Below are 24,075 nucleotides of genomic sequence, written 5' to 3'. Positions count from 1 at the left end.
TTTGATAGGTTTAGTATAACCGAGAACTGTTATCTATGAATATCCAGTTTCGTTCTTAGTTTTTACATTTTTTGAGAATAAAAGAAAAATGGCTAGCCACAAATGACTAACCACTTTTTATCAAATTTTACTCTGTCTAAAGAAATGTTTCCAATTTATCCCACTTTATTAAATTGATATAAATATTTTGAAAACGCACTAATTCATCAATCTGTTGAAGATATACTTCATTTACTTTAATTTGAAATAATTTAGAAGCTTGACTATTTACAGTCAATAGACCAGGAATTTTCCTCTCGTTTGAATTTAGGTCATGGAGTCTATCAAAAATGTCAGGTGTCATAAGAATACAATCCAAAAGAGACTGTGCACTTACTCTACGTGTCTCATCTACAAAGGAGATGCTTTCATCAGTTACAAAATCAAATTCCGTAAAAAATTTTTCTCCATCTATTCTTTTTATATCATCCAAACCGTTTATAGAAGTATCACGTGTTAACATCTCAACAATTTCAGTCGATAATTTCTCAAGATCTTCATCTGAAATGTCCTCTTTGAAACTAATATGATAATTTTTCATTGGTAAGTAAAATTCTTCCAACGGTACATCTTCCAGATAGGATTTTGGTAAATCTACTTCTATGAAATTATCAATTAAATCCTTAACCATAAATCCCATTTTAAAAATACTATTGGTTCTTAACTTCTGCAAAAACTCAGGTATAATGCTATTCACAAAATACTTCTCGTACCATAAATTAAACTTTACATTAATTTGATTGAAATTAAATTTAGGTTCCGAATCATTAAAAAATTCTGTAATTACTTGCACCTTAAATGAACTTACCACTTTTTTATTCAGCAAAGCCCATACTATTTTAAACATAGAAACTACATCAATATCTTTATCGGAAATATCTTCAAACCTTCTTATTTTATACCACCTGTAATAATCTCCAAAAATAGTAAATATTTCCCTAAATTTTTCATAAGTATCTGGAGAAATATCATCTTGAAATTCTTCCGATTTAAATGGATACTGCATATCAGGCACCTTAACATCAGGAATTATTTTGACAAATACTTGTAGGAACATGAAACATAAAGTATTTTCTATCTCTGCATCATTTCCAAATATTAATTCTGGTTTACTTTTTCCGAAATATTTAGAATACTCATCGAGCAAAGTATCCGACACAAAGTTACCACTTGTTACATTTATTCCCTGCTCAATCCGATTCATATTAGCACGTTGTGATGAAATCAACTCATAAGGAATATCCCCACGCAACTTTTTAAATCTATAAGCGATTATCTTTCTCAAGATTCTTTCTAAGTCAAGCAAATCTCACTCCTCCATTTCAAGGACAGGTAAACTATTGGATTTAATGAACTTTTTTTCATAACATATTAAAAAATTTGATAATTGTTTAATTTTTAATCAAACTTAAATATTAAACTTTTCACTTAAATGTATTTGAAATGACACTAACTAATCTATCAATTCCATTCTCAACTCCCCAGCTTACACTAGCACTAAGAGCCATTGCAAGTATTGGGTGCTTTTCAAAGAAAGTTTGATGGTTACCAACTTTTCCGACTTCTTGTACCTCATTTAAAATTGTCACTAATTCTGTCTGTTCTTCTTCATCTAATGTCCTAGAGTACTCCCTGATATTCTCAAATACTCTCTCAATTTCCATCTCAGTATAGGTAATATTTAACGCATTATTTTGTCCACCAATCTGTGAGTTTATCAAATCTCCATTAACAGAAACATGAGTACTATTATCTTGATGATATTCGTTGAAGTTTAGTGCTGTTTTAGAGGAGTCTAGTTGTGTTGGAAGGATAACGGGCTTTATCTTCTTATTAGCTCTCTTCACCATTTTATTCGTTTCTCTGACCAAATTTCTCTCAATATCTCGTAATTGACTTTTTAAACTTTTTGCCATTTATACCTACTTTCTATACCTCAAACTCTCTAACTGTCTGCTTTTCCTCTTCTGTCAATTCAAACAAGTCCATAACCAAGTCGTCTATCGCTAGATTAAGCTGGTTCACTGTTTCAGTGTCAGGAGAATCTTTCTTCATCTCCTCCATCAGTTGTTCAACAAGCTGTGCTATTTCTTCTTGCTGGGAATCAGTAGCATCTGGAATTGGAAAATCTCCTAGTTCATTAACTTTGAACTGTGGGAATAGGCGACGTTGGAATTTATCAAACTTCATGAAAAACCAAAGAGAGATTAAGCGAGAGTTCAAAATACCTAAAAGATAAAAAGGATTAACCTGAATATCTGTGATGACCATGGAGTTTAAGTCGTTAATAACATCACTATCAGTATAAACAGCTTCAACAGCATAAGTTGATTTACTTGGAATCTGACGAACTAAAATTCGTGGTTTTTCAAAAATTTCTTTATCTCTTGGTGCAGCTAAATTTTCACCATACTTGACATATTCACCATTCCAAGTCAGTTTATAGCGTGACACATTCTCGCCATCAAGATAGGGACGGTAGGAGTCGTCTAACCTTTCTCTTGCATGATAAATTCGATTATCCTTATCTTGAGCGGTCATTTTAGGATTCCCTTTTCCAGTTTCATAGGCTTTGATTCCAGATTTTACAGTGGAAATTTCTGGTCGTCCTAGTATTGGAAAACGGTTGACTTTCCAGAAGATGTCAATCGCCTGACGATACTTGACCATCGAGATTGAAAAGGTAGGGATTTCACCAAAGAAATCTGGCGCAACTCGTCCAACAGTGTTGAACTCGCCGTGATGTAATTCTGCTACCTCAATCCAGTTTGGCGCATTCTTCTTGAAGAAAATGATACAGTTATCCACGCTAGCATCCGCAAAAATTTTATCCAGAGAATTGATCAGAACAACATCACTCGTCTGCTCCGTGATAAACTGACGAACTCTTGAATTGGTCTGAATGGTCAGAAAATTATTTGGAATGATATAGGAGAATGTCCCACCTTTACGCAAGAGTTGATAAGCCAATTCCATGAATATAGTATAGGTATTGGCTTGGTATTCACTTACTTGATAAGTCCTTGAATAGTAGGCTTTCATCTCATCTGTAAAGGACTGATTACGAGCAAAGATATAAGGCGGATTCCCAATTACAAGGTCAAAGCCGATAAATTCGCCAGCTTCTCCCAAAATCTCAGGAAATTCCATTCGCCATTCCATACCTTTAGCGAATAGTGGATTTTTCAGTCTGTATTCCAATTCCTTTTCAGCTTTTGCTAGTTGCTTATTTAATTCCGCTACTTCTTTAGAGTTTTTATTTTCTTCCTCAAATAAGCTAATGGCACCAGCCTTATTTCGTTCAGATATGAGCCGAGATAATTTCTTTAATTCAGGGCTTGAAGCTGTGTCATCAAAGGAATGTTTGAGCCTTTCGATTTTCTCCCAGATTTCTGCTTTAACTCGTTTATTATTCGTCTCCTTATAGTCTTTAACTAGAGATAGATAGTCCTTGAAATCTGTTTTTCTCATATCAAATTCATAGTCAAATCCAAACTTATGTAAGAGACTATCGCCTACTTTAATATTGATATCAATATTTGGCAAAGTCGTCAAAACAGGTTGGTTGGTATCAGTATCCTGATAGTAATAAGAAGACTTCAAGAGTTCAATCCAGAGACGCAAACGGCAAATATTGACCGAACTTGGGTTAATATCAACTGCAAAGAGCGAATTTTCCAGAATATGTCTCTTCTGGTTGAAAATTGCCTTTTGAATTTGTTCTGACTGCTGATTACCTGTCTGATACAAAAAATTATTTCCAGACATATCTTGAATGACTAGCTCATCATTGATGACATAACATTGAATCAGGTTTCCAATATATTTGCCATCAGCGTCAAACAAAACATTTAAATCACTTTTAAGAGCAATAATTTCATTCAGGACTGATACGAGGAAGTGACCGGATCCAACCGCTGGGTCACAAACCTTCAAACTGTCAATCGCATCTGATACCTTTTTAGCAATCTGAGCATTACGTATATTAAACTTTATATCTTCGATTGTTTCACACTGCCAGTCGAGTGCCTCATTAACTTTGTCCACTGCTGCTGTACGAATCGCCTTACGTGACATATACATGGTAATATTGCCTGGCGTATAAAAAGAGCCGTCACGGTAGCCGTTGATTTTCTCAAAAATTAATCCCAGAACTGACGCATTGATAAGGTCATTCTTAGATTTCTCATGGTGGCTGATGGAGGTCGAGAAGTCATAAGAATCCAAAAACTCAAAGAGATATTCAATAAAATTGATGTTCCCTTTTTTACGTTTTTTATCTACGCCTTTAAGAGCTGTTTTGGAGAAAATTTCAATATCTCCCTCTGGTAATCTATCAATACCAATCCCATCTTTAGAAATTTCTAATTCTGTTTCTTCAAACAGTGATGAGTTCAGATAAGGGACATAACTGAACTTTTCTTGCACTCGTTCATTTCTTTCCGACACTTTCTTAGCAAGTACAGCAAAGAATAAACTATAAATCTCCTCAAAGTTAGGCAGTTTTTCATAGGTCAAGAACCTATACGATTCATCTTTGTTGAACAGCACCAGCTGAGATTCTAACAGTTTCAAAAATAGAATTCTATTTATCCAGACAACTGTTAGTTGAATAGCAATGTCTTCCTGCCTTTCTTTTGGAACATCTTTCATCTCCAATTTATCAATAATATTCTCAACAAAAGAATATCGCTGACGTTTGGTGGGTTTTAAGCGTGAGATAATTTTTGAAGTCCCTAACTTCGTTTCTTCCAGCCCCATCAAATAAAGCAATTCATCATAGAAATTCTTATTGAGTTTGTTTGAATCAGTAAAAATCTCTTTATTGAGAAGATTCTCTGCTGTGAAGAATCGGTAAAGTTGAGTTAGATTATTTTTCTTGATTTCAATGTTTTTGCCAGATTTGACCAAAGCTTGACGTAAATCAAAGTGAGCAATCACGATTCCCTTTTCAATGGCTTTATCAATTTCTGGTGCGATAACTTCAGAATATAAAAAATCTGTTTTATTGCTAGAAAGTTGATTATTTCGAAACTTTGTCACGAGGTCAACTAGCTTTTTATTTTTGAAAAAATGTTTTTCAAATTCTTTAGCCTCTATCACAAACCAAGATAGGCCATTTGTGATAATACACTTTTTGATTTCTAAATTTTTATTAAATAGGCGCTCTTGTAGGTAATAATAAACAACTTCTTGAAGTGCTTTGGAATTGATTTTTTCCGTTGACATCATTTCAGACTTGTTAGTCAAACTCTTGCATTCAAAAAGAATACCTAGTGACGAATTGGCGTCTTTTCCATTATAGATAGCAAGGTCTATTCTACTAGAAGTATTAATAAAATTATAAGGCAATACACTTTCTAAAAATCCCTTGAGAAGATTTTTCTGGTATTCCTCTGACTCATCCTCTTTGTCTTTTAAATGAGTCAAATAACTAACCAATTTTTGATTAAAAACCTCTTTTTCTTCATCAAGTGGCATAATTGCTTGAACAGAGCGATTCATACTCTCTTTTAATGTAATTCCCTTTATTGCTATGAAATAGACTCCTTAACTGATTTATCTAATAGCTGATAGTATTAGTCTATTGCTTACACAATAGACTAAGGGTACCCTTAGAGATATATATACATATTATACCATAAATAAAACCCCACCAAGATTAAATCTTGGTGGGGTTTTGGTGGGGAATAATAACATTCTCCCGATTTTTTATCGCTCTAAGCAATTCTAAAACCTTGATTTACTAGGCTTCCGCAATCAAATTGCGATACTCTATTATTTAAGAGTAACTGAAGCGCCAGCTTCTTCAAGTTTAGCTTTGATTTCTTCAGCTTCTGCAGTTGCAACGCCTTCTTTAACGACAGCTGGTGCACCATCAACAAGTTCTTTAGCTTCTTTAAGACCAAGACCAGTGATTTCACGTACAACTTTGATAACGCCAACTTTTTTGTCGCCAGCAGATGTCAATTCAACGTCGAATGAATCTTTAGCTTCTTCAGCAGCAGCACCAGCCGCAGCAACAGCTACAGGAGCAGCTGCAGTTACACCAAATTCTTCTTCGATAGCTTTAACAAGGTCGTTAAGCTCAAGGATAGTAGCTTCTTTAATTTCAGCAATAATGTTTTCAATGTTCAATGCCATTGTGATTTTCCTCCAATTTAGGTTTATTTAAATAGTGTGTAGCACTAAGCAGCTACGCTCTGACGCATTAAGCAGCGTCTTCTTTTTCTGCAACAGCCTTGACAGCGTATGCAACGTTGCGAACTGGTGCTTGAAGTACAGAAAGCAACATAGAAAGCATGCCTTCGCGGTTTGGCAATGTAGCAAGTGCTTCGATTTCTTCTTTAGAAGAAACTTTACCTTCTACAGCTCCACCTTTAATTTCAAGAGCATCAGCAGTTTTCGCGAAATCGTAAATTGTTTTAGCTGGAGCAACTGCATCGTTTGAGAATGCAACAGCAGATGGACCTACAAACAATTCTGCAAGACCTTCAAGACCAGCTTGCTCAGCAGCACGACGCAAGATTGAGTTTTTGATAACTTTGTACTCAACTTCTGCACCACGCAAGTTACGACGAAGAACTGTATCTTGTTCTACTGTCAAACCACGAGCGTCTACAACAACGATAGATGTTGCAGCTTTCATTTGCTCAGCAACGGCATTTACTAATTCCGCTTTTTTAGCGATAATAGCTTCACTCATTTTTTTACCTCCGTTTTTATTTTGGGCTAGGCACAAAAAAATCGCACCTAAACCTAGACACGAAAGTACAAATACGTTTATAAATCAATAATCGTTTTGTGCCTCGGTAGGATGTTTATGAGTCTAGCTCCCCTACTGTCTTAGGTCAGTTTTTTCAAACCTCATTCATATTACCATACAAATCCTAAGAATGCAAGAACTTCTTACTATTTTTTTCAAAAAAAATTCTATTTCTCGCTGAAAGGCGTCGTTAATGTCAGCTAATCAGTCACTCTAAAATAGAAAAAAGCTTAAGATCCTGTCGTTGACACAGTGATCTTAAGCTTTTATTATACAGGGGTTTCACAAATTTGGTAACTGTATAGGTTACCAGACTGATATTATTTTACTTTTTCTTCTTCGTAGTCACCATTTGGACAAACGACTTGTTTACCACCACCACGAACTTTTTTCTCTACGAGATAGTGGTCACATTTCGGACAAGAACGCCCGACTGGCTTGTCCCAAGAAGTAAATTCACACTCTGGGTAGCGATCACAACCATAGAAAAGACGGTTGCGTTTGCTTTTACGTTCAATGACCTGTCCTTTTTGGCAAACAGGACAAGTCACACCAATTTCTTTAGTGATTTGCTTGGTGTTGCGACAATCCGGGAAATTGCTACATGCATAGAATTTTCCAAAACGTCCTAATTTAATAACCATTTCATGTCCACAGACATCACAATCAAAGCCAGCTGGTTCATCCTTAATTTGGATTTTTTCCATCTGTTCCTCAGCCTTTGATAATTCAACCTTAAATGGCTGGTAGAAACTATCAATGACCTTCTGCCACTGCTCTTTCCCAATTTCAACATCATCCAATTTTTGTTCCATTTCAGCTGTAAAGGTGACGTTTACGATATCAGGGAAGAATTCAACAATCAGCTTATTTACGATTTCACCCAACTCTGTCGGTTCAAATCGTTTCGCAGCAAGCTTGACATAATACCGTTTTTGAATGGTTTCAATCGTTGGTGCATAAGTTGAGGGACGACCTACTCCATTTTCTTCCAAGGTTTTAATCAAAGTGGCTTCAGAATAACGAGCTGGTGGCTGAGTGAAATGTTGTTCAGGAGTTGTAGCTGTTCTAACAACAGTGTCACCCTCCTCCATTTCTGGTAACATTTTATTTTTATCAGCATCATTATAAACAGCCATGTAACCATCAAACTTGATTTGACTGCCATTAGCAGCGAAGATAACGCCATTTTGTCCCAAACGGACACTCATGGTATCAAAGACTGCCGCAGCCATCTGACTAGCAACAAAACGATTCCAAATAAGAGTATAAAGTCGTAATTGATCTTTATCCAAGTACTTAGCAATCGACTCTGGTGTTAAGTTTACATTTGATGGACGAATGGCTTCGTGGGCATCTTGTGCACCACTAGCATTTTTGACTTTATTGCTATGTTTTGAATACTTAGAACCAAAGCGCTCAGTAATAAATTCAGCAGCTTGCGCCTGGGCAACAGGACTGATACGAGTTGAATCCGTACGCATATAGGTAATCAAACCTTGTGTACCGCCTGTACCAAGACTTACCCCTTCGTATAATTGTTGCGCAACCATCATGGTTTTACGAGTACGGAAGTTGATTTTATTGGCCGCATCCATCTGCATGGTGGATGTTGTGTAAGGCAGAGGCGCATTTCGTTTGCGTTCTTTTCGTTCAACCTGCTGGACAAGAAAGTCATTTCCATCAAGACGAGCAAGTATTTCCCTAACTTGGTCGTTGGTTTCAATTTTGACCTTCTTACCATCTAAGCCATAAAAAGAAGCCTGAAACTTCTTACTACCCTTTTTAAAGGTTCCATCAATTGTCCAGTATTCTTCTGGCTTAAAATTACTGATTTCATTTTCGCGGTCAATAATCAGCTTGAGAGCAACTGATTGGACACGCCCTGCAGACAAACCTTTTTTAACCTTCTTCCATAGAATGGGAGAAATAGAGTAGCCGACAATGCGGTCCAAAACACGACGCGCTTGTTGAGCATCTACTAAATCTAAGTTGATAGCACGTGGTTCTTGAAAGGCATTTTTAACGGCATCTTTTGTGATTTCATTGAAGACAACACGGTTTTTATCATTTTCATCCAAGCCCAATATGTGAGCCAGATGCCAAGAAATAGCCTCCCCTTCACGGTCCGGGTCACTCGCTAAATAGACTTGTTTGGCATTTTTTGCTTCTTTTTTCAATGAATTAATCAGTGGACCTTTTCCCCGAATATTTATATATTCAGGTTCATAATTATTGTCAAAGTCAATAGACATACTCGATTTTTTCAAATCACGAATATGTCCTACTGAAGCAACAACCTTATAATTTTTCCCAAGATACTTTTCAATTGTTTTCGCCTTAGCAGGCGACTCCACAATCACAAGATTTTTCTTGGTTGTTGATTTTTTCTTACTAACTGTTTTTGTAGCCATTCTTTTACCTTACTGATATTGTTAATCTCACAAAGAATATACTATTTTTTAGTCAGTGTCAAGATTTTTATTTTCCTATAGGAAAACTTGTTTTAAAATCGGTAGTCTGAAAGGATGTCCAAACCTGATGTAATGCACTTTGCTCCTTCCTGTATCAAATGATGACAGCCATCTGATTTTCCATCCACAATAGAACCAGGAATGGCATAAACTTCTCTTCCTTCTTCCAAGGCACGTTCGCAAGTAATCAAGCTACCAGACCGCATTTTTGCCTCACAGACCACCAGACCTTCAACCAATCCGGCAATAATGCGATTTCGCTCAGGGAAATGGTATTTTAAAGGCTGGGCATTTGGTTCATACTCTGTTAGCACTAAATGATGTTTTCCAATATAGTGTTGTAACTCCTTGTTTTCCTTAGGATATACCTTATCTAATCCTGTTCCAATAACTGCAATGGTTTGTCCGCCATTTTTCAAACTCGCAATATGAGCTGCCGTATCAATCCCCCTGGCCATACCACTCACAATGACAAAGCGGTTATTGAGTTCTTTGATAATTTTCTGAACAGATTGAATGCCATTTTCACTGGCATTGCGTGTACCTACCACTGCCAATTTTGATTTTTCAAGTAATTCAAGATCACCTTGATAAAATAAGAGAACTGGTGGATTATAAATTTGTTTTAAAGCTGTGGGATAAATATCATCCAAAATTGAAAAAGATGGATACTTATTAAATTCCTCCCGGCAAGCTTTCGTATCTAAATTCTTATAATTTTCCATGAAAAGAATTGGGTTTTTACATTCAGATACGACAGCGACATTCCGTAGAGTTAATTTTTTACCTTGTTTTTCTTGATAGGCCAAAACTTTATTAATATTAAGATTGGACAAGCCTGCTTTTTTCCATTTAAACAATTCAAAATTATTCATTTTCTTCACCTCACTTATACAATTCGCAAGGGAAAGAAAAAATCTCCCAAAGGGAGAATTAGTGATAAGGTATTTCTTTGATAACACGCGCAGGATTACCAGCCAACACGACATTATCGCCAAAAGATTTAGTAACAACACTACCTGCACCGACAACGACGTTGTTGCCCAAGGTCACGCCTGGTAAGATTGTCACACCACCGCCAGCCCAGAAATTATCACCAATGGTAATGGGTGCACCATATTCTTTTCCTGAATTTCTTTCTTCAGGATCTAAAGGATGTAATGGTGTCAACAATTGAACATTTGGACCGAGCATAGCATTTTTCCCAATTCGTATCGGACAGACATCAAGCATAGTACAGTTGAAATTAGCATAGAAATCCTCTCCGACATGAATGTTGCTTCCGTAATCACAATAGAAATTAGGTTCCATGTAAATGCGATTGCCAGTCTTGCCAAACAAAGTCTTCAAAATCTCCGATCGCTTAGCTCCATCAAGTTCATTATTAAAGTCTTGCATCTGTTGACGGGCGGTTTTCCTCATATGTCTTAATTCTGGATCCGCTGCAATGTACAATTGGCCAGCAACCATTTTTTCTCTCTCAGTTTGCATACCCTATCCCCTATTTTTTAACAATCAAGTTGATTGCTTCTTGTAACCGAGCTTCCTGTTCTTCCGGATTATCAGATGGATGCTCAATACAAGCTTGTACTTTTTGAGCAATCACTAACCCCATAATACTATTAATACTTGAACGGACAGCGCTCAATTGAGTCACAATATCAATACATTCTTGCTCCTCATCAATCATTTTTTGGATACCACGAAGTTGACCTTCTGCACGTTTTAGACGATTTAACATGTTCTTTTTTTCTGTTTTCATACTAACTATGGTACAGTTAGTTTTACAAAATGTCAATTAAAATACTTGACACCTACTTATATAATTGTTATATTTTATATACCCTACAGGGTATTAAAAAGGAGTAGATATGTTTAAACAAATTTTTTCAGGAATGTTTTCAACAGGAGAAGGCATTCCAATTTCTGCCTTAGAGCAAACACTAACAGAGGATAACACCATTTTACTTGATGTTCGCGAAGAGGACGAATTTATCAATGGTCATATTCCACAGGCGAAAAATATGCCATTGAGCCAACTAGATTCTTTCAAAGGTAATAAAGATACACATTATGTTATCATCTGTCAATCAGGTATGCGCAGTCAGCGTGCGACAGATTTTCTCAAAGAGCAAGGCTATCAAGCAACCAACATTCAGGGTGGTATGAATGCATGGAATGGAGCAATTAAAGGAGGAAATACATGAAAATCATTATTGTAGGTGGTGTTGCAGGTGGAATGTCCGCTGCTACACGTCTTCGTCGTCTCATGGAGGATGCAGAAATCATCGTTTTTGAAAAAGGGCCATTTGTCTCCTTTGCCAACTGTGGTCTACCCTATTATATCTCTGGAGAAATAGCTGAGCACGATAGCTTATTACTTCAAACGCCAGAAAGTTTAAGAAATAGATTTAACTTAGATGTCCGCCCCTACCACAAGGTAGTCAACATCAACCCTGACCTTCAAACAGTTACCGTTCAAACACCTAATGGTGAAATCATGGAATCCTATGATAAACTCATTTTGTCACCGGGAGCTAAGCCTGTCATCCCACCACTAAAAGGGATTACTGAAGCTGAAAATCTCTTTACCTTGCGGAATGTACCTGACCTAGATAAGATTATGGCAAAATTAGAACAAATAAATTCAGGAAAGGCAGTTGTAATTGGTGCTGGTTTTATTGGTTTAGAGATGGCTGAAAACTTGGCCCTAAAAGGACTGACAGTCACTCTAGTTGAGCAAGCTCCTCATGTCTTACCAACTTTTGATTTGGAAATGGCTCGGTACATTGAGACAGAGTTAAGTGAAAAAGGTGTACATGTGATGACAGGGCAATCTGTTACCGCTTTTCATGATAAGGGACAAATATTAGAACTGTCTAATGGTCAAACCTTAGCTTCAGATATTACAATTCTTTCAGTCGGTGTTGCACCAGATAGTGAATTAGCAAGTCAAGCAGGAATCGATCTAGGTCTTCGAGGGGGCATACTAGTTGATCAGAACTATCAAACTAGTCAAAAACATATCTATGCTGTTGGAGACGCCATCATTGTCAAACAAGAAATCACAGGTCAGGATGCCTTAATTTCATTAGCTTCACCTGCAAACCGTCAGGGGCGACAAGTGGCCGATGTCATTGCAGGTCTCCCTCGCAAGAATAAAGGTTCAATCGGAACTGCAATCGTTAAGGTCTTTGATCTTGCTGCTGCTTCAACAGGATTAAGCGAACGTGCTGTACAAGCATTAGGTTACAAACATGCCGTTGTCCATACAACAGGTAAAGACCATGCTGTTTACTATCCTGGTGCAACAGACATTGTTCTAAAACTCATTTTCTCACCAACTGATGGTAAAATCTTTGGTGCTCAAGCTGTTGGAAAAAAAGGGATTGACAAGCGAATCGATGTACTGGCCACAGCCATCAAAGCTGGTTTAACAATTTTTGATTTGCCAGAATTAGAATTGACTTATGCTCCGCCATTTGGCTCAGCCAAAGACCCTGTCAATATGATTGGATATGCTGCCATGAATATCGCTGAAGGAATTAGCCAAAACATCCAATGGCACCAGTTAGAGGAAGAACTCGCTGCTGGAAAAATCTTACTGGATGTTCGTAATCCAGCAGAGCTTCAAAATGGACAATTCATGGACTTTCTTCATATCCCCCTGGATCAACTACGTGATCGAATTGACGAGTTGGACCCTGCAAAAGAATACATCGTCAGCTGTCACAGCGGACTCCGTTCTTACATTGCCGAACGGCTTTTGAAAGAAATGGGATTCACCGTAAAAAATTTGGATGGCGCTTATTCGCTATACAAAATGGCCTTGCCAGAAAAAATTGTTGTACCAACATAAGAAGAAAGTATCTGTCATTTCCGAATGCAGATACTTTTTTTCTTGACAATAGAAAAGGATTGTCTTAGAATCTAGTTATGAATACTAGATAATAGAAAGTGAATGATTATGAAACAAACCCTCCCCTACTGGCATGAATTACCTGATTTAGATTTGTATTTGGACCAAGTCCTGCTGTATGTAAATCAAATAGTCATTTCTCAGGAAAGCCTTGAACAGAATTGTTTATACTCAATGAAAATCAATAGCAACCTAGGAAACGAGGCCGATGATAGAACTGGGGTTCATCAAGGCAAGTTGACAACGGATAATGTTGATTTACGAAGAGTATTAACTGCTGCAATGATCAATAACTACGTCAAACACAAACAGATTGAAAAACCAATTAAGAAAAAATATCAGAAACACCAGGTGGCACGGTTGATAGCTTTGACCATATTAAAAAATGTCTTTTCTATTCAAGAAATTAGTCAAACCTTAAACTTGTTACTCAATTCTAGTGATTCAGAAAGCCTATACAATCATTTTGTAGATTGTATGAGGGATAAAGGGAACGAAAAAACACCTGATATTATCCGATTTGCTTGTCAGTCCGTCAAACTTTATTATAAAACCCGTCAGCTCACAGTTGATTTAGAAAGGAGCCAACATGAATCCTAGTTTGAAATTAAGCCTACAACTTTCCTTTGGTGAAGAAGTTGCTAACAGTGTCACACATGCGGTTGGAGCTCTATTGATGCTTGCTTTGCTTCCTGTTACAGCTATTCATTCCTTTCAAGATTATAATGTGACAGCGGTAGTTGGCATGTCTATCTTTGTCATCAGCCTCTTCCTCATGTTCTTATCCTCTTCTATCTATCACTCCATGCCCTACGCGTCGATCCACAAATACATCCTGCGTATCATCGACCATAGCATGATTTACATTGCTATCGCTGGAAGCTACACACCTGTTGCCCTATCCTTGGTCGGTGGTTGGTTGGGGTATCTAATTGTTGGTTTGCAGTGGGGATTAACTATTTTTGGCATTCTCTACAAAATATTTGCCAAAAAAATCAATGAAAAATTCAGCCTTTTTCTCTATCTCTTTATGGGCTGGTTGGTTGTCTTTATCTTGCCAGCCATTCTTCAAAAGACTGGACTTGTTTTCGGAATTCTAATGCTAGCTGGTGGTTTATCTTATACCATTGGCGCCCTCTTCTACGCCAAGAAAAAGCCCTATTTCCATATGATTTGGCATCTCTTTATCCTACTAGCTTCAGCACTGCAATATATCGCCATTGTCTACTTTATGTTATAAGAAAACAGCTTCTAGTCACCTAGAGGCTGTTTTTAATGCATTAAACTGATGATCACTCCGATCAGGTAAAGGGCTGACACGATGCTCAAAAAGACTAAATGCGCCTTTCGACTCATGACAACATAGCCAACAAATTCCCGAATGAAGGCATTGAGGCTAAAGTAAAATCTGGTTTTTGCGCCGTAGCCGATACATTTGATTTTCAATTGTCGTGCCAATAGCAGAGCTCTGAAAACGTGATAGTAATTGGTTACAAGTGCAAATCGGCTACTTGATTTCATCAAGGCATAGGAGAATTTCAAATTTTCTTCTGTGTTGGTTGATTGATTTTCGATGAGAATGTCTTCAGCAGCCACTCCTTTCTCCAAGGCATAATTTGCCATAGCTTGACCTTCAGCTATGAGTTCATCAGGACCCTGTCCGCCTGACATGATGAGCTTGCTGCCAGGATGTTTCTGGTAGATCGCTATGCCTTTTTCAATCCGCGAAGCCAAAAGTGGCGTCACCTTATCACCAATCAGACCTGCTCCTAGCACCACCACATAATCCAGCTTTCCAGGGAAAAGATTAACCAAATTGACAAAGCTAGACGTGGTATAGAGCATGCTGATGATAATGGCATAGGACGCCAAAAAACCAACGTAAACGAACACCATATTGAAAAAGGTGATGTCTGAAAGGGATTGAACCACAAAGGGAGCGATGAAGAGATAGAAAGTCAGGGCGACTGCCAGTCCCATGGATAGGAAATTATGGAAGCGAACCCCTTCTCTCTTCAAAATCTGAAAACCATTTAGATAAAGTGTGAAAAGCAAGACAAATGGACCACTTAAGAAGGCTAAAAAGAGCACCATAGCCACTGCTATAGCCAGCAAGCGCAAGATTTCATTGTTTTCGAGAATGCCTGTTGAGATAATCCATGCCAAGGCCCAGACGAGGATATTCAAGGTAAACAATGAGATAAATATCGACCGCCGCTCCCAGAAATAGACGAGAGCAAACAAACCGATCGCCACTAAAAAAAACCAGAAAAAGACTGTCAAGACTAGTTCCCCCCAGCTACCATAGACTTAATGGGCTCAAAGGTCTTACGGTGAATAGGCGTAATTCCTAGCTTGTTCAAACCTTTCAAATGCTCTGACGTTCCATAGCCTGCATTTTTGGCGAAGCCATAGCCTGAGAATTCCTTGTCATAATCCGCCATCATCTTGTCCCGCGTCACCTTGGCAACGATTGAGGCTGCTGCGATAGACAAACTATTGGCATCGCCCTTGATGATAGAGGTTTGCGGTATGGAAGAATCCAACTTCATAGCATCTATCAAGAGGTGTTCCGGCTCTTGGTTCAGTTTTCCCAAAGCCTCTAACATAGCTAACTTGGTCGCCTCGTAGATGTTGACCTGGTCGATGACAGCTGCATCTTTGACGCCCACACCGACTGCTACAGCTTGCTCAATTATTTCATTGTAAATAGCCTCGTGCTTGGACTTTGGAATTTTCTTGGAGTCGTTGAGGTAGCGGATTTTGCAGCCCTTGGGCAAGATAACTGCAGCTGCCACCACAGGACCTGCTAGAGGCCCCCGGCCGACTTCGTCGATGCCTGCGATGAACTCCACCCCATTTTCATAAAGGTTTTTTTCGTAACATAGCATAGCTTCTATGCGAGCGTCTTCTGCTGCTTCTTTTTCCAACTCCTTTTGGCGTTTCTTGATGGCAGCCTGAACCCCTGCTCGATCATCCTGAGCTAAGTCCGCCCAGACAGGGCTGTCTAGACTGTCCACCTGAGCTAGCAGAGCAGTCACTTCCTTAATCGTTGCCATCTAAGTCACTCACCTTGTCCAATGTATAGGTGCCCAAACGCCCGTCTCGAACATCCTTGACAAAGAGGTTATAAAAACGGTCATAATCATCACGGAAACCCAATTTTTTAGTCCAGTACATGATGAGTTCAGGTGTTTCCTGCTCCAAATCCATACCCTTGAACCGCTCTTGTAAGCGTTCTGGGTAGTTTGCCTTGAAATAGTCCAAACCAAAAATTGTCACTTCATCCATAGGCAAGAGCTGATCCTTAATGGCTCCTGTCAGAGCCAACTTAAGTCCAACTTCCTGATCCTCAAATTTAGGCCAGAGAATACCTGGTGTATCAAGGATTTCAAGATCTTTATTGGACTTGAGCCACTGTTGACCCTTCGTCACACCTGGTTTGTTTCCGACAACGGCGATTTTCTTACCAGCCAGACGGTTCATGAGAGTGGATTTTCCAGCGTTTGGAATACCGATAATCATGGTTCGCAGGGTTTCTTTTTGAATTCCTCTTTCGCGGAGGCGTTCAATCTTGTCTTTCATCAGACTCTTGGCTGCGTCGGTCACCTTTTTCACCGTCGCTTGCTCTTTTGAGTTGATAGCAAGGGTACGGATGCCTTGACCTTCAAAATAGCTCTGCCATTCTTTGGTACGAACAGGGTCAGCCAAATCAACCTTGTTTAGAATCATTAGTTTGGGCTTGTCACCAACAATCTTAGTCAGCATTGGGTTTTGACTGGATAAAGGTAGGCGGGCATCAACCAAGATGGTCACGAAATCAACATGCTTGATGTTTTCCTGCACCTGACGGCGAGCCTTGGACATGTGGCCCGGAAACCATTGAATAGTAGCCATGAGTTTATAAATCCTTTCGTAGCAAGGTTTTTCGTTTGAAAAACCTGCCTGTTTTTTATTAGGCACCAAACAGGCACCAAGATTTTGTATTCACCAAGTTAACCTATAACCAACAACCTTTTGTTTTCCTTCTCTTAAATAAGAAATATCAAATGACTTGTAATATTTTGATAAATCTTTCTTAATCTTAGGAATTATATTTGCAGTTATATGCCTAGGTGTATAAGTTGATTTTAGACCAAGTTTGTCTCTAAAATCATCTAAAGAAAATTCAATTATTTTTGAATCAAGATTATTTTCTATTTCATCATTTAATATTTTGGAATATTTGCTAGACCAAGATTTTAATGCTTCAAATCTAAAATTATTTCTATCAATAAATTTATCTAAGGCTTTAACTGATTGATTTTGAGATATTCCTTGGCTATGAGTATACAACATAGTTGTTTCATAATTAGCATGTCCAACACGTTCCATAATTTCTTTTATAGCAACTTTCATACCCTCACTTTGTAAATAGGTAATATGCATATGTCTAAATGAATGAGGGGTTACATGCTATGTCCATTTGAAACCGTATCTCTCTTCGCAGTTTTTTAATAAGATCAGTTTCAACACGAGCAAGTACTTCCCGGAAAGAATGCGAAGTTATTGGTGAACCGTATTCTGTTCTAAAAACACTCTCAGAGAATGTAAATGCTTCGCAAGGATTTTCAATCGCATAGCGGTCAAACTCTTCACTTCGTTGTATAGCCCTTAATATAGCATCACAAGCCACTTTAGGTAAAGCAACATCTCGATCAGCATTTATTGTTTTAGTTTCATCAAAGTAGAATTCTGAAACTTTCAAATCATGATATTGCAAAGCCTTATCAATATGTAGTATACCTCTCTCAGCATCAAAATCTTCCTTTGTAAAAGCAGCTTCCCCGATTCGCAGTCCTGAAAATAGTAAAACTATAGCCAAGTCATAATAATTCGGGTTTCTTCTTCGACTTAGTGTTTCAAAGAAAGCTCTAATTTCATGAATTTCTAAAAACTTTGCTTCTCGTTTTTTCTTTGTTTCACGCTTTTTCTCAAGGGACGTTTCTAGCTTTATTACAGACATTGGTGAAAACTGAATAACATTATAAAGAACACCATGGTTAAAAATTTTGTTACAAGTGCTTTTTATATGTATCATAGTAGATTGTGACGCATTATATTTCTCCATATAGGTAGTCAAACACTTTTTCATCAATAACGGTGTTAAACGTTCGAGTAAATAATCATCACCAATAATTTCACCAAGACGTTCTATCACAAAAGCCTCTCTTTTTACTGTCTGAGGTTTTACTGATACTGACCAGGTTTCTAGCCAACTCATCTTTAACTCTCCGAATGTTCTTATCAACTGGGGATTAAATTGAGCTTCACTGCCATTAACTAATCTCTCAATTTTATCTTCGAGCTCGCGTTCTGCTTGTTTTCGAGCGCGACTTGTGTTTTTATGATAACTTACAACAGCTGTCTTCCACTTGCCAGTTAGTGGATCCTTATATTTATCTACAACTTCGTATCGAGTAACTCCTTTTGAATTAGTTTTTGTTCTATAGTACATTTTCGTTTCCTTAAACTTGAAAAGAAAAATCAATCATAGAAATATAACCATTTTATATTATATCATGATTCTCTTTATTTTACCGCCCTCTGCTTCCATCTTAAAAACTCTTCAAAACCTTCCAAATTTATAAAGACTAGTTTATGAGTTGGGTTAATCACATAATCTTTAAACTGCTTATTATCTCTCATTTCACCTAACCATCTATTCAGTGTATATTGATTCAGACCTTCCCACCTCCTCAATATAGCTTTTTTATCTGCCCACTCAGCTATACTATTCTCAATCGATACAAATTTAATTTTCATAATAGTTTCTCTCTATTTAATATTATTAACCTCCGTGGGTATGATTGGTTAAATCACTCATGGGCATTTCACCCGCTGTCCTTTTACGATGGCAGCCTGAACGTTCAGAAGTATCATTGTCCTTATTTGTGGTCTTGGCAGATAGATAACCACTCTATTTTATAGCCGACAATTATCGCTCTTATCACGGCGTATCTCACTAAATTGCTCGACAAATAAGAAAGTCCCACCTCGGTATATTCAATTGTCAATGAACAAATCAAGGAGAGACTATTTTATTTTATGTTTTATCCTATCTGGACAATCTGTTAACCCTAATAGGTAATCTGTACTAACGTTATAGAGTTTAGAAAGCTGCACAAGAACATCTGCCGTTAAGGCAACCTCTCCTCTCTCAATTTTTGCATAATTTGTATGAGAAAAGGAAAGTAAATTTGCAACAAACTTTTGAGTGAGATCATGATCTTCCCTCAAATCTCTTATCCATTGGTACATCTAGCTTTCTCCTAAGAAAAGTATATATCACTTTCAGAAAAAAGCTGGAAAATTGTCATATTATGACATAAAAATTTTTAACAATTAATTGATATTATACCTGTTTCCAGATAAATATTGTAACATTCACTTTATCGAAAATTATGACAGTTTAAAATATAAATCCAATTACAATTAATCCAGATTTTTTGTATGACTTATAATAAAAAAAACAATAATAACTGAAAGTAGTAATGCTACCGATCCGAATTTAAAGCCAACTATACTAGATAATGCAATAATCCCCATAGTAATAACACCAGAGACTACCAAATTGAGAGCAGCTAGACCAGCTTGTACTGTTCCAATGACGTTTTCTGGAATCAATGTAAATGTATATTTTCCTATACGTGGACCGACTATCCCCACCGTAACAGCACAAAATAATGATGAAAGTAATACAATATAATAGTTCTCGGACCAAAATCCAACAATAATAAACAGACGTGCAAACTGACTGATAAATAAAATTCTTTTAGTCGAAAAGTCTTTCAAATAAGAACCACTAAAAAGATTACCAATAACTGAACCTAAAAATAGTAAAACAGATAAAATAGCAATTGACTGAGCTGGCTTTAATGAATAAAAGGGAGTTTTCAATAGCATCAAGCTTGACATAGGTAATAGAGAACTCAAAATGACTTGACTAAAAATTGATATAGTTGATAATTCCACAACAACTGGAAATTTTTTCAATATATTTATAGATTCTCTAAAATGGCTGTACAATAATCGTAGATTTACGTGTTCTCTATATATATTTATTTTCTCTTCAACCTCCTTAAGGGATCTACTTATGGATAACACACCCATAAAAGCTATCAAAAAGGTTAATGCATTAATCCCAATAAATAATTCAACAGAAAGAATCCCCAATAATAGTCCTCCTGTTGTGTTGCTAACAACGTTAACCGAGCTTATAGCCGCCTGCCTAAATCCCATTGCAGATGTTATATCTTCATCTATAATTCTCATATATATCGGGGTTAGCATAGATCCTGCAAAATAACTGAGGGTATCTGATATCAAATTAATTCCACAAATAATAAAAACAGTAATTAAACTAAACTTACTGGTTCCGACAATAATTGTTAATAAAGAATACATCACAAATTTAAGTCCTGAAATCGTTACATATTTCTTAATTCGATTATTTTGAAAGTCAGCTAGACCACCTGTAAATATCTGTAATATTTGAGGGATTGTTTCTGCAACTGTAATGCATAAAATCGCTAACGGAGCAAAGGGATATGAAGAAACATAATTTATTAAGGCCAAATAAAAAATGGTATCGCCAAATGATGAAATCATTTGATTTATAAGTAACATTCTATAAAGTTTATTTTTCAAAAATATATCCATACTCAATTTTTCCTTTTATACCTCAAATGGAAATGGGTAACCTAATAATACCCAATAAATCCCCAATGTCCCTACTCCAAAATCAAAATAATCTTCATGTCTATTTTCGCTCTGAAAAACTAAAAGATCCTCCTTACGATAAGATTTTGAAATCAATAATCCATTTATATCATCAGCATTTCTATCTACATATCCGAATGTTTGAATCAAGCTACTCACTCCATGACAGTATGAAGTTCCCATAGCTAAGCTATTATTAATAACTCTATCTTGAGCTTTATTTATAATGCTAATGTATTTTTGGGGGTTAATCAAGCAAAGATATAAAATTAATCCTGATATTCCTTCACACCACGATAACTCCAAATTACTATATGCTACTTTTTTGCCTGATGAAAATTCTTCTAATAACCTGACTACATTATTATTAACTTTCTCAACTAAACTTTGATATGTACCATCATTAAAGTTTTTTATATAACAATCCAGAGTGTACGCAATCCCCGATACCCCATGAGCAAAGCTGTAACTTAAAACATCAAATCTTTCATTAATATCAAACTGTTCAATAAAATCAGCTAGTCTATTAATATTATCTTCCACAAATTGTTTTACAATTTTATCTTTAAAAATACTTGAGTACTTTATCAAGGTAAGTAATATTCCTGCACTACCAAGAGCAAAATCGATTTCTTCCGATTCCAAAAAAGAAATCATTATTTCTTGAATAAGTCTTTTACAAATTAACTTATAATCTTCATCACCAGTTTCTAAATACAAATCAATTAAACTCCAAGCATAGCCTGCTTGTCCAAATAGTAATGAATTTTCATATGTATATTTATTTTTTCTCCTAATAGATTCTATATATCTTATCCAAGTTTTTACAGCACTCAAGTCAGAGATTTTATTCACCTTTGAAATGAATTTTACATATCCTGAAATTCCGTGTTGAAAAGAGACTGGATTTACAAATTCTCCAAATATACTAGATCGTTCAATTCTTCCATTATCAGCAATAACTTTTTTTAAAAGATAATCTATAATTTTTTGAGCTTCACCTTCATAATCAACTATATTCGGATCCCAAATATTCATACTTGAACTATTTTCTTTATAAGTTGAAAGTATTGGAACACATCCTATTTGTCTACTATTCTCTTCTACACTACAATGAATTATATGAACTAACCATGACGAATGCTTCTTGGTTATTATTGCATTTCTTTCTGCATAATTTATCGTTTGAATTACTTTTGCAACACAATCTAATTCATAGACTTCATCTCGTTTGGAAAATGACATAACTTGGCCCGATAAAATAGAAAACGCCAACATTGCTAATGAAAAATAATCTTGATAAAAAGAACTATGGGATAAATCATTATCTGGATTTACCATAAAAGGAGTCTTTACACGTCTAATTTCATTACTCGAATGAGTTATATTTTCTAAATCAATCAAATGAACACTACCATCTATTCTGTAAATGAAATTCGATGGAGAAATATCAACTAATTTATAACCTTCAGAATGGATATTATTTATGATAGCAACTATCTTATCTACTATTTGTTCTTTTATCTTCATTGGTACATCTTGTTGAACAAAGTCATAATAGTTTAATCCCTCAATGTAACTTTGAACTAAAAAATTATCTCCATTTATCTCAAATTCATCTAAAAAATTTGCTGTATACTTCTTGTTAGTAAAATATTTCAACATTTTAGATTCATTTTTTAGCTCATCTATAGCATACCATTTACCCTCCATATCATCTGTTATAAAAGGACGCACTTGTTTTATTATAACTTTCTCTTTTGTTTTTTTATCAATTGCTTGATATACATTTCCTCTATTCGACTTTTTTAATATTTTCTCAAATATATAATTATTTATTACGCTTTGATTAGGGATATCTTCAAATAAATTAAAATATTTTTTCTTCTCATCTTCAGAAAATAAATCATTTTGCCACTCTGGCATAAAAAAATAGCTGTTTCTTACATCTTCAACAAGCTCTCCTTTCTCATTCTGTAGCATATAGATAACTTCACGAGTTTCTTTGTTATAGGATTTTATCTCTTTGAAGGCTCCAAAGCGGTAATGGACTGAAGAATGTTTTCCACACTGAAAATCCGACAATATTTTCGGAGAATCAAAATTATACAAAAGGCTATTCAACTCTAAAATAAGTTCCCTTGCTTGGCTATTATCCTTTGTATAAATCGTTATAAATTTATTTGCCGTTGATGATGTTTCTCTCGGTGAATTAATTTTTTTAAGCGTTTCCATATCCTTTGCAACTTTAAAGTAACAATCTTTATCGAAAAGTACTTCCTGGCATATATTGAATATATCTACAGAATCTTTCAGCTGAGAGCTAACATGAATTTTCCAACCTTGTTGGGGAATTTCTCTATCAGAATTGAAATAAATCCATGCACCTTTTTCTTTATAAGACCTTTGAATTTTATTTATTATCTTTTCTAAATTATCCATTATTTACTCCCTTTTATGCCTGTATAATTTAGTGAGGGGAGGATAAAAATCCTCCCCTCACTAAATTAAAATTTATTAAGCAGTGTATGAACACGTATAGTCACAAAGACGTCCCTCAGCAGTCTGATCCATTTGGAATGGTAATTTTTCAAGTTCCATTAAATTACTCATTGTGTCTCTCCTTCATTTATATTTAAGATTTTTGTCCGGTGAGGATAAATCTTATCAAACCCCATAATATATAACAATCTATTTAATTACACTATTTGCAGGTCCTGGATCAATTTCATTCATTGGCTGAACTTTATTCGTTCCAACTTTACCAATCGCTAAAATTAAACCTCCCAATAAAGACATAATGATGAGATTCTTTAAAAACTTCTTCATAAAATTCTCCTTTACTTTTGATGGATTTATTTTATCATCAAAAAATCACCTTGTCAATATTTTTAATATGCTTTTTTGATATATTTTTTTTTTATACCTTTTTTGTATTTATAGAAAAACGATGTTTAAAAACATCGTCCTAATATTTAATCTTGAAATTTGTCTGCGCGGGAATTTGACAGTTTGAATGACGCAAAAGTGCTCTAATCATTGATATAGCGCTATTTTTTTGTCAAATTTTTGTATACATTTCTTGCGTACTTTCTCGTACTGTGGTATAATAGAGT

At 36.1% G+C, this 24,075-nt stretch carries 21 protein-coding genes, 1 pseudogene and 1 other annotated feature; of the genes and pseudogenes, 4 read left to right on the top strand and 18 right to left on the bottom strand.

Features of this window, described 5'->3' with window-relative positions; all coding sequences use genetic code 11:
* Window positions 1–136: 136 nt before the first annotated feature.
* The 9 genes from K6V48_RS05480 to K6V48_RS05440 all read right to left on the bottom strand — a co-directional run bounded on the left by K6V48_RS05480 (window position 137) and on the right by K6V48_RS05440 (window position 11,041).
* Window positions 137–1,345: a hypothetical protein gene (locus K6V48_RS05480; protein WP_222368422.1), complete on the bottom strand. Its 1,209-nt coding sequence runs from the start codon at window positions 1,343–1,345 to the stop codon at window positions 137–139.
* A 118-nt stretch (window positions 1,346–1,463) separates the two neighbouring features.
* The gene (locus K6V48_RS05475; protein WP_171333557.1) at window positions 1,464–1,955 is read right to left on the bottom strand and encodes a hypothetical protein; all 492 of its coding nucleotides are present in this window, start codon (window positions 1,953–1,955) and stop codon (window positions 1,464–1,466) included.
* 13 nt (window positions 1,956–1,968) lie between these two features.
* On the bottom strand, window positions 1,969–5,577 hold the full coding sequence (locus K6V48_RS05470; protein WP_222368475.1) for a DUF7149 domain-containing protein: 3,609 nt from the start codon (window positions 5,575–5,577) through the stop codon (window positions 1,969–1,971).
* 240 nt (window positions 5,578–5,817) lie between these two features.
* Window positions 5,818–6,183 carry a 50S ribosomal protein L7/L12 gene (rplL, locus tag K6V48_RS05465; RefSeq protein ID WP_172071854.1) on the bottom strand — a complete coding sequence of 122 codons (366 nt, stop codon included), beginning with the start codon at window positions 6,181–6,183 and terminating at the stop codon, window positions 5,818–5,820.
* A gap of 67 nt (window positions 6,184–6,250) precedes the next feature.
* Complete coding sequence (rplJ, locus tag K6V48_RS05460) at window positions 6,251–6,745, bottom strand: 50S ribosomal protein L10 (RefSeq protein ID WP_002936486.1); 495 nt, start codon at window positions 6,743–6,745, stop codon at window positions 6,251–6,253.
* A 26-nt stretch (window positions 6,746–6,771) separates the two neighbouring features.
* Window positions 6,772–6,908: a sequence feature (ribosomal protein L10 leader region), on the bottom strand.
* Between the two features lie 217 nt (window positions 6,909–7,125).
* Window positions 7,126–9,219, bottom strand: coding sequence for a type I DNA topoisomerase (gene topA / locus K6V48_RS05455; protein ID WP_222368420.1), 2,094 nt, complete (start codon window positions 9,217–9,219; stop codon window positions 7,126–7,128).
* 92 nt (window positions 9,220–9,311) lie between these two features.
* Window positions 9,312–10,154 carry a DNA-processing protein DprA gene (gene dprA, locus K6V48_RS05450; protein WP_172039539.1) on the bottom strand — a complete coding sequence of 281 codons (843 nt, stop codon included), beginning with the start codon at window positions 10,152–10,154 and terminating at the stop codon, window positions 9,312–9,314.
* A gap of 58 nt (window positions 10,155–10,212) precedes the next feature.
* Window positions 10,213–10,770 (bottom strand): sugar O-acetyltransferase, encoded by a 558-nt coding sequence (locus tag K6V48_RS05445; protein WP_172075210.1) that lies wholly within the window; start codon window positions 10,768–10,770, stop codon window positions 10,213–10,215.
* 10 nt (window positions 10,771–10,780) lie between these two features.
* Window positions 10,781–11,041: a metal-sensitive transcriptional regulator gene (locus K6V48_RS05440; protein ID WP_024404257.1), complete on the bottom strand. Its 261-nt coding sequence runs from the start codon at window positions 11,039–11,041 to the stop codon at window positions 10,781–10,783.
* A gap of 109 nt (window positions 11,042–11,150) precedes the next feature.
* Between K6V48_RS05440 and K6V48_RS05435 the strand changes: the two genes are divergently transcribed.
* The 4 genes from K6V48_RS05435 to trhA all read left to right on the top strand — a co-directional run bounded on the left by K6V48_RS05435 (window position 11,151) and on the right by trhA (window position 14,438).
* Window positions 11,151–11,486, top strand: a complete 336-nt coding sequence (locus tag K6V48_RS05435) for a rhodanese-like domain-containing protein (protein ID WP_222368418.1) — start codon at window positions 11,151–11,153, stop codon at window positions 11,484–11,486.
* The gene (locus K6V48_RS05430) at window positions 11,483–13,138 is read left to right on the top strand and encodes an FAD-dependent oxidoreductase (protein ID WP_222368416.1); all 1,656 of its coding nucleotides are present in this window, start codon (window positions 11,483–11,485) and stop codon (window positions 13,136–13,138) included. Before K6V48_RS05435 ends, K6V48_RS05430 begins: the two co-directional genes overlap by 4 nt.
* Window positions 13,139–13,246: 108 nt before the next feature.
* Window positions 13,247–13,798 carry a DUF1836 domain-containing protein gene (locus tag K6V48_RS05425; RefSeq protein ID WP_222368474.1) on the top strand — a complete coding sequence of 184 codons (552 nt, stop codon included), beginning with the start codon at window positions 13,247–13,249 and terminating at the stop codon, window positions 13,796–13,798.
* Window positions 13,788–14,438, top strand: a complete 651-nt coding sequence (gene trhA / locus K6V48_RS05420) for a PAQR family membrane homeostasis protein TrhA (protein ID WP_172016610.1) — start codon at window positions 13,788–13,790, stop codon at window positions 14,436–14,438. The genes K6V48_RS05425 and trhA overlap by 11 nt, the downstream gene beginning before the upstream one ends.
* 32 nt (window positions 14,439–14,470) lie before the next feature.
* Here the strand turns inward: trhA and K6V48_RS05415 are convergent, their stop codons facing one another.
* The 9 genes and pseudogenes from K6V48_RS05415 to K6V48_RS05375 form a co-directional block, all read right to left on the bottom strand.
* Window positions 14,471–15,481, bottom strand: a complete 1,011-nt coding sequence (locus tag K6V48_RS05415; protein WP_222368413.1) for a YdcF family protein — start codon at window positions 15,479–15,481, stop codon at window positions 14,471–14,473.
* Between the two features lie 2 nt (window positions 15,482–15,483).
* Window positions 15,484–16,257 (bottom strand): ribonuclease HII, encoded by a 774-nt coding sequence (locus K6V48_RS05410; protein WP_222368411.1) that lies wholly within the window; start codon window positions 16,255–16,257, stop codon window positions 15,484–15,486.
* Window positions 16,244–17,095, bottom strand: a complete 852-nt coding sequence (ylqF, locus tag K6V48_RS05405) for a ribosome biogenesis GTPase YlqF (RefSeq protein WP_222368409.1) — start codon at window positions 17,093–17,095, stop codon at window positions 16,244–16,246. The genes K6V48_RS05410 and ylqF overlap by 14 nt, the downstream gene beginning before the upstream one ends.
* Before the next feature lie 90 nt (window positions 17,096–17,185).
* Window positions 17,186–18,695, bottom strand: a pseudogene (locus K6V48_RS05400) (tyrosine-type recombinase/integrase).
* A 74-nt stretch (window positions 18,696–18,769) separates the two neighbouring features.
* Complete coding sequence (locus tag K6V48_RS05395) at window positions 18,770–19,003, bottom strand: DNA-binding protein (RefSeq protein ID WP_222368407.1); 234 nt, start codon at window positions 19,001–19,003, stop codon at window positions 18,770–18,772.
* 270 nt (window positions 19,004–19,273) lie between these two features.
* Window positions 19,274–19,498 (bottom strand): helix-turn-helix domain-containing protein, encoded by a 225-nt coding sequence (locus K6V48_RS05390; protein WP_222368406.1) that lies wholly within the window; start codon window positions 19,496–19,498, stop codon window positions 19,274–19,276.
* Window positions 19,499–19,672: 174 nt separating this feature from the next.
* Window positions 19,673–20,899 carry an MFS transporter gene (locus K6V48_RS05385; protein WP_222368404.1) on the bottom strand — a complete coding sequence of 409 codons (1,227 nt, stop codon included), beginning with the start codon at window positions 20,897–20,899 and terminating at the stop codon, window positions 19,673–19,675.
* Window positions 20,900–20,914: 15 nt separating this feature from the next.
* Entirely contained in the window at window positions 20,915–23,401 is a 2,487-nt protein-coding gene (locus tag K6V48_RS05380; RefSeq protein ID WP_222368402.1) for a class III lanthionine synthetase LanKC N-terminal domain-containing protein, read from the bottom strand.
* A gap of 249 nt (window positions 23,402–23,650) precedes the next feature.
* Window positions 23,651–23,788 (bottom strand): hypothetical protein, encoded by a 138-nt coding sequence (locus tag K6V48_RS05375; RefSeq protein WP_172039367.1) that lies wholly within the window; start codon window positions 23,786–23,788, stop codon window positions 23,651–23,653.
* Between the last annotated feature and the right edge of the window lie 287 nt (window positions 23,789–24,075).

The sequence above is a fragment of the Streptococcus suis genome, from assembly GCF_019794555.1.
GTDB classification, from domain to species: Bacteria; Bacillota; Bacilli; order Lactobacillales; family Streptococcaceae; genus Streptococcus; species Streptococcus suis_AB.
This window is presented reverse-complemented; position numbering and strand designations above follow the sequence as displayed.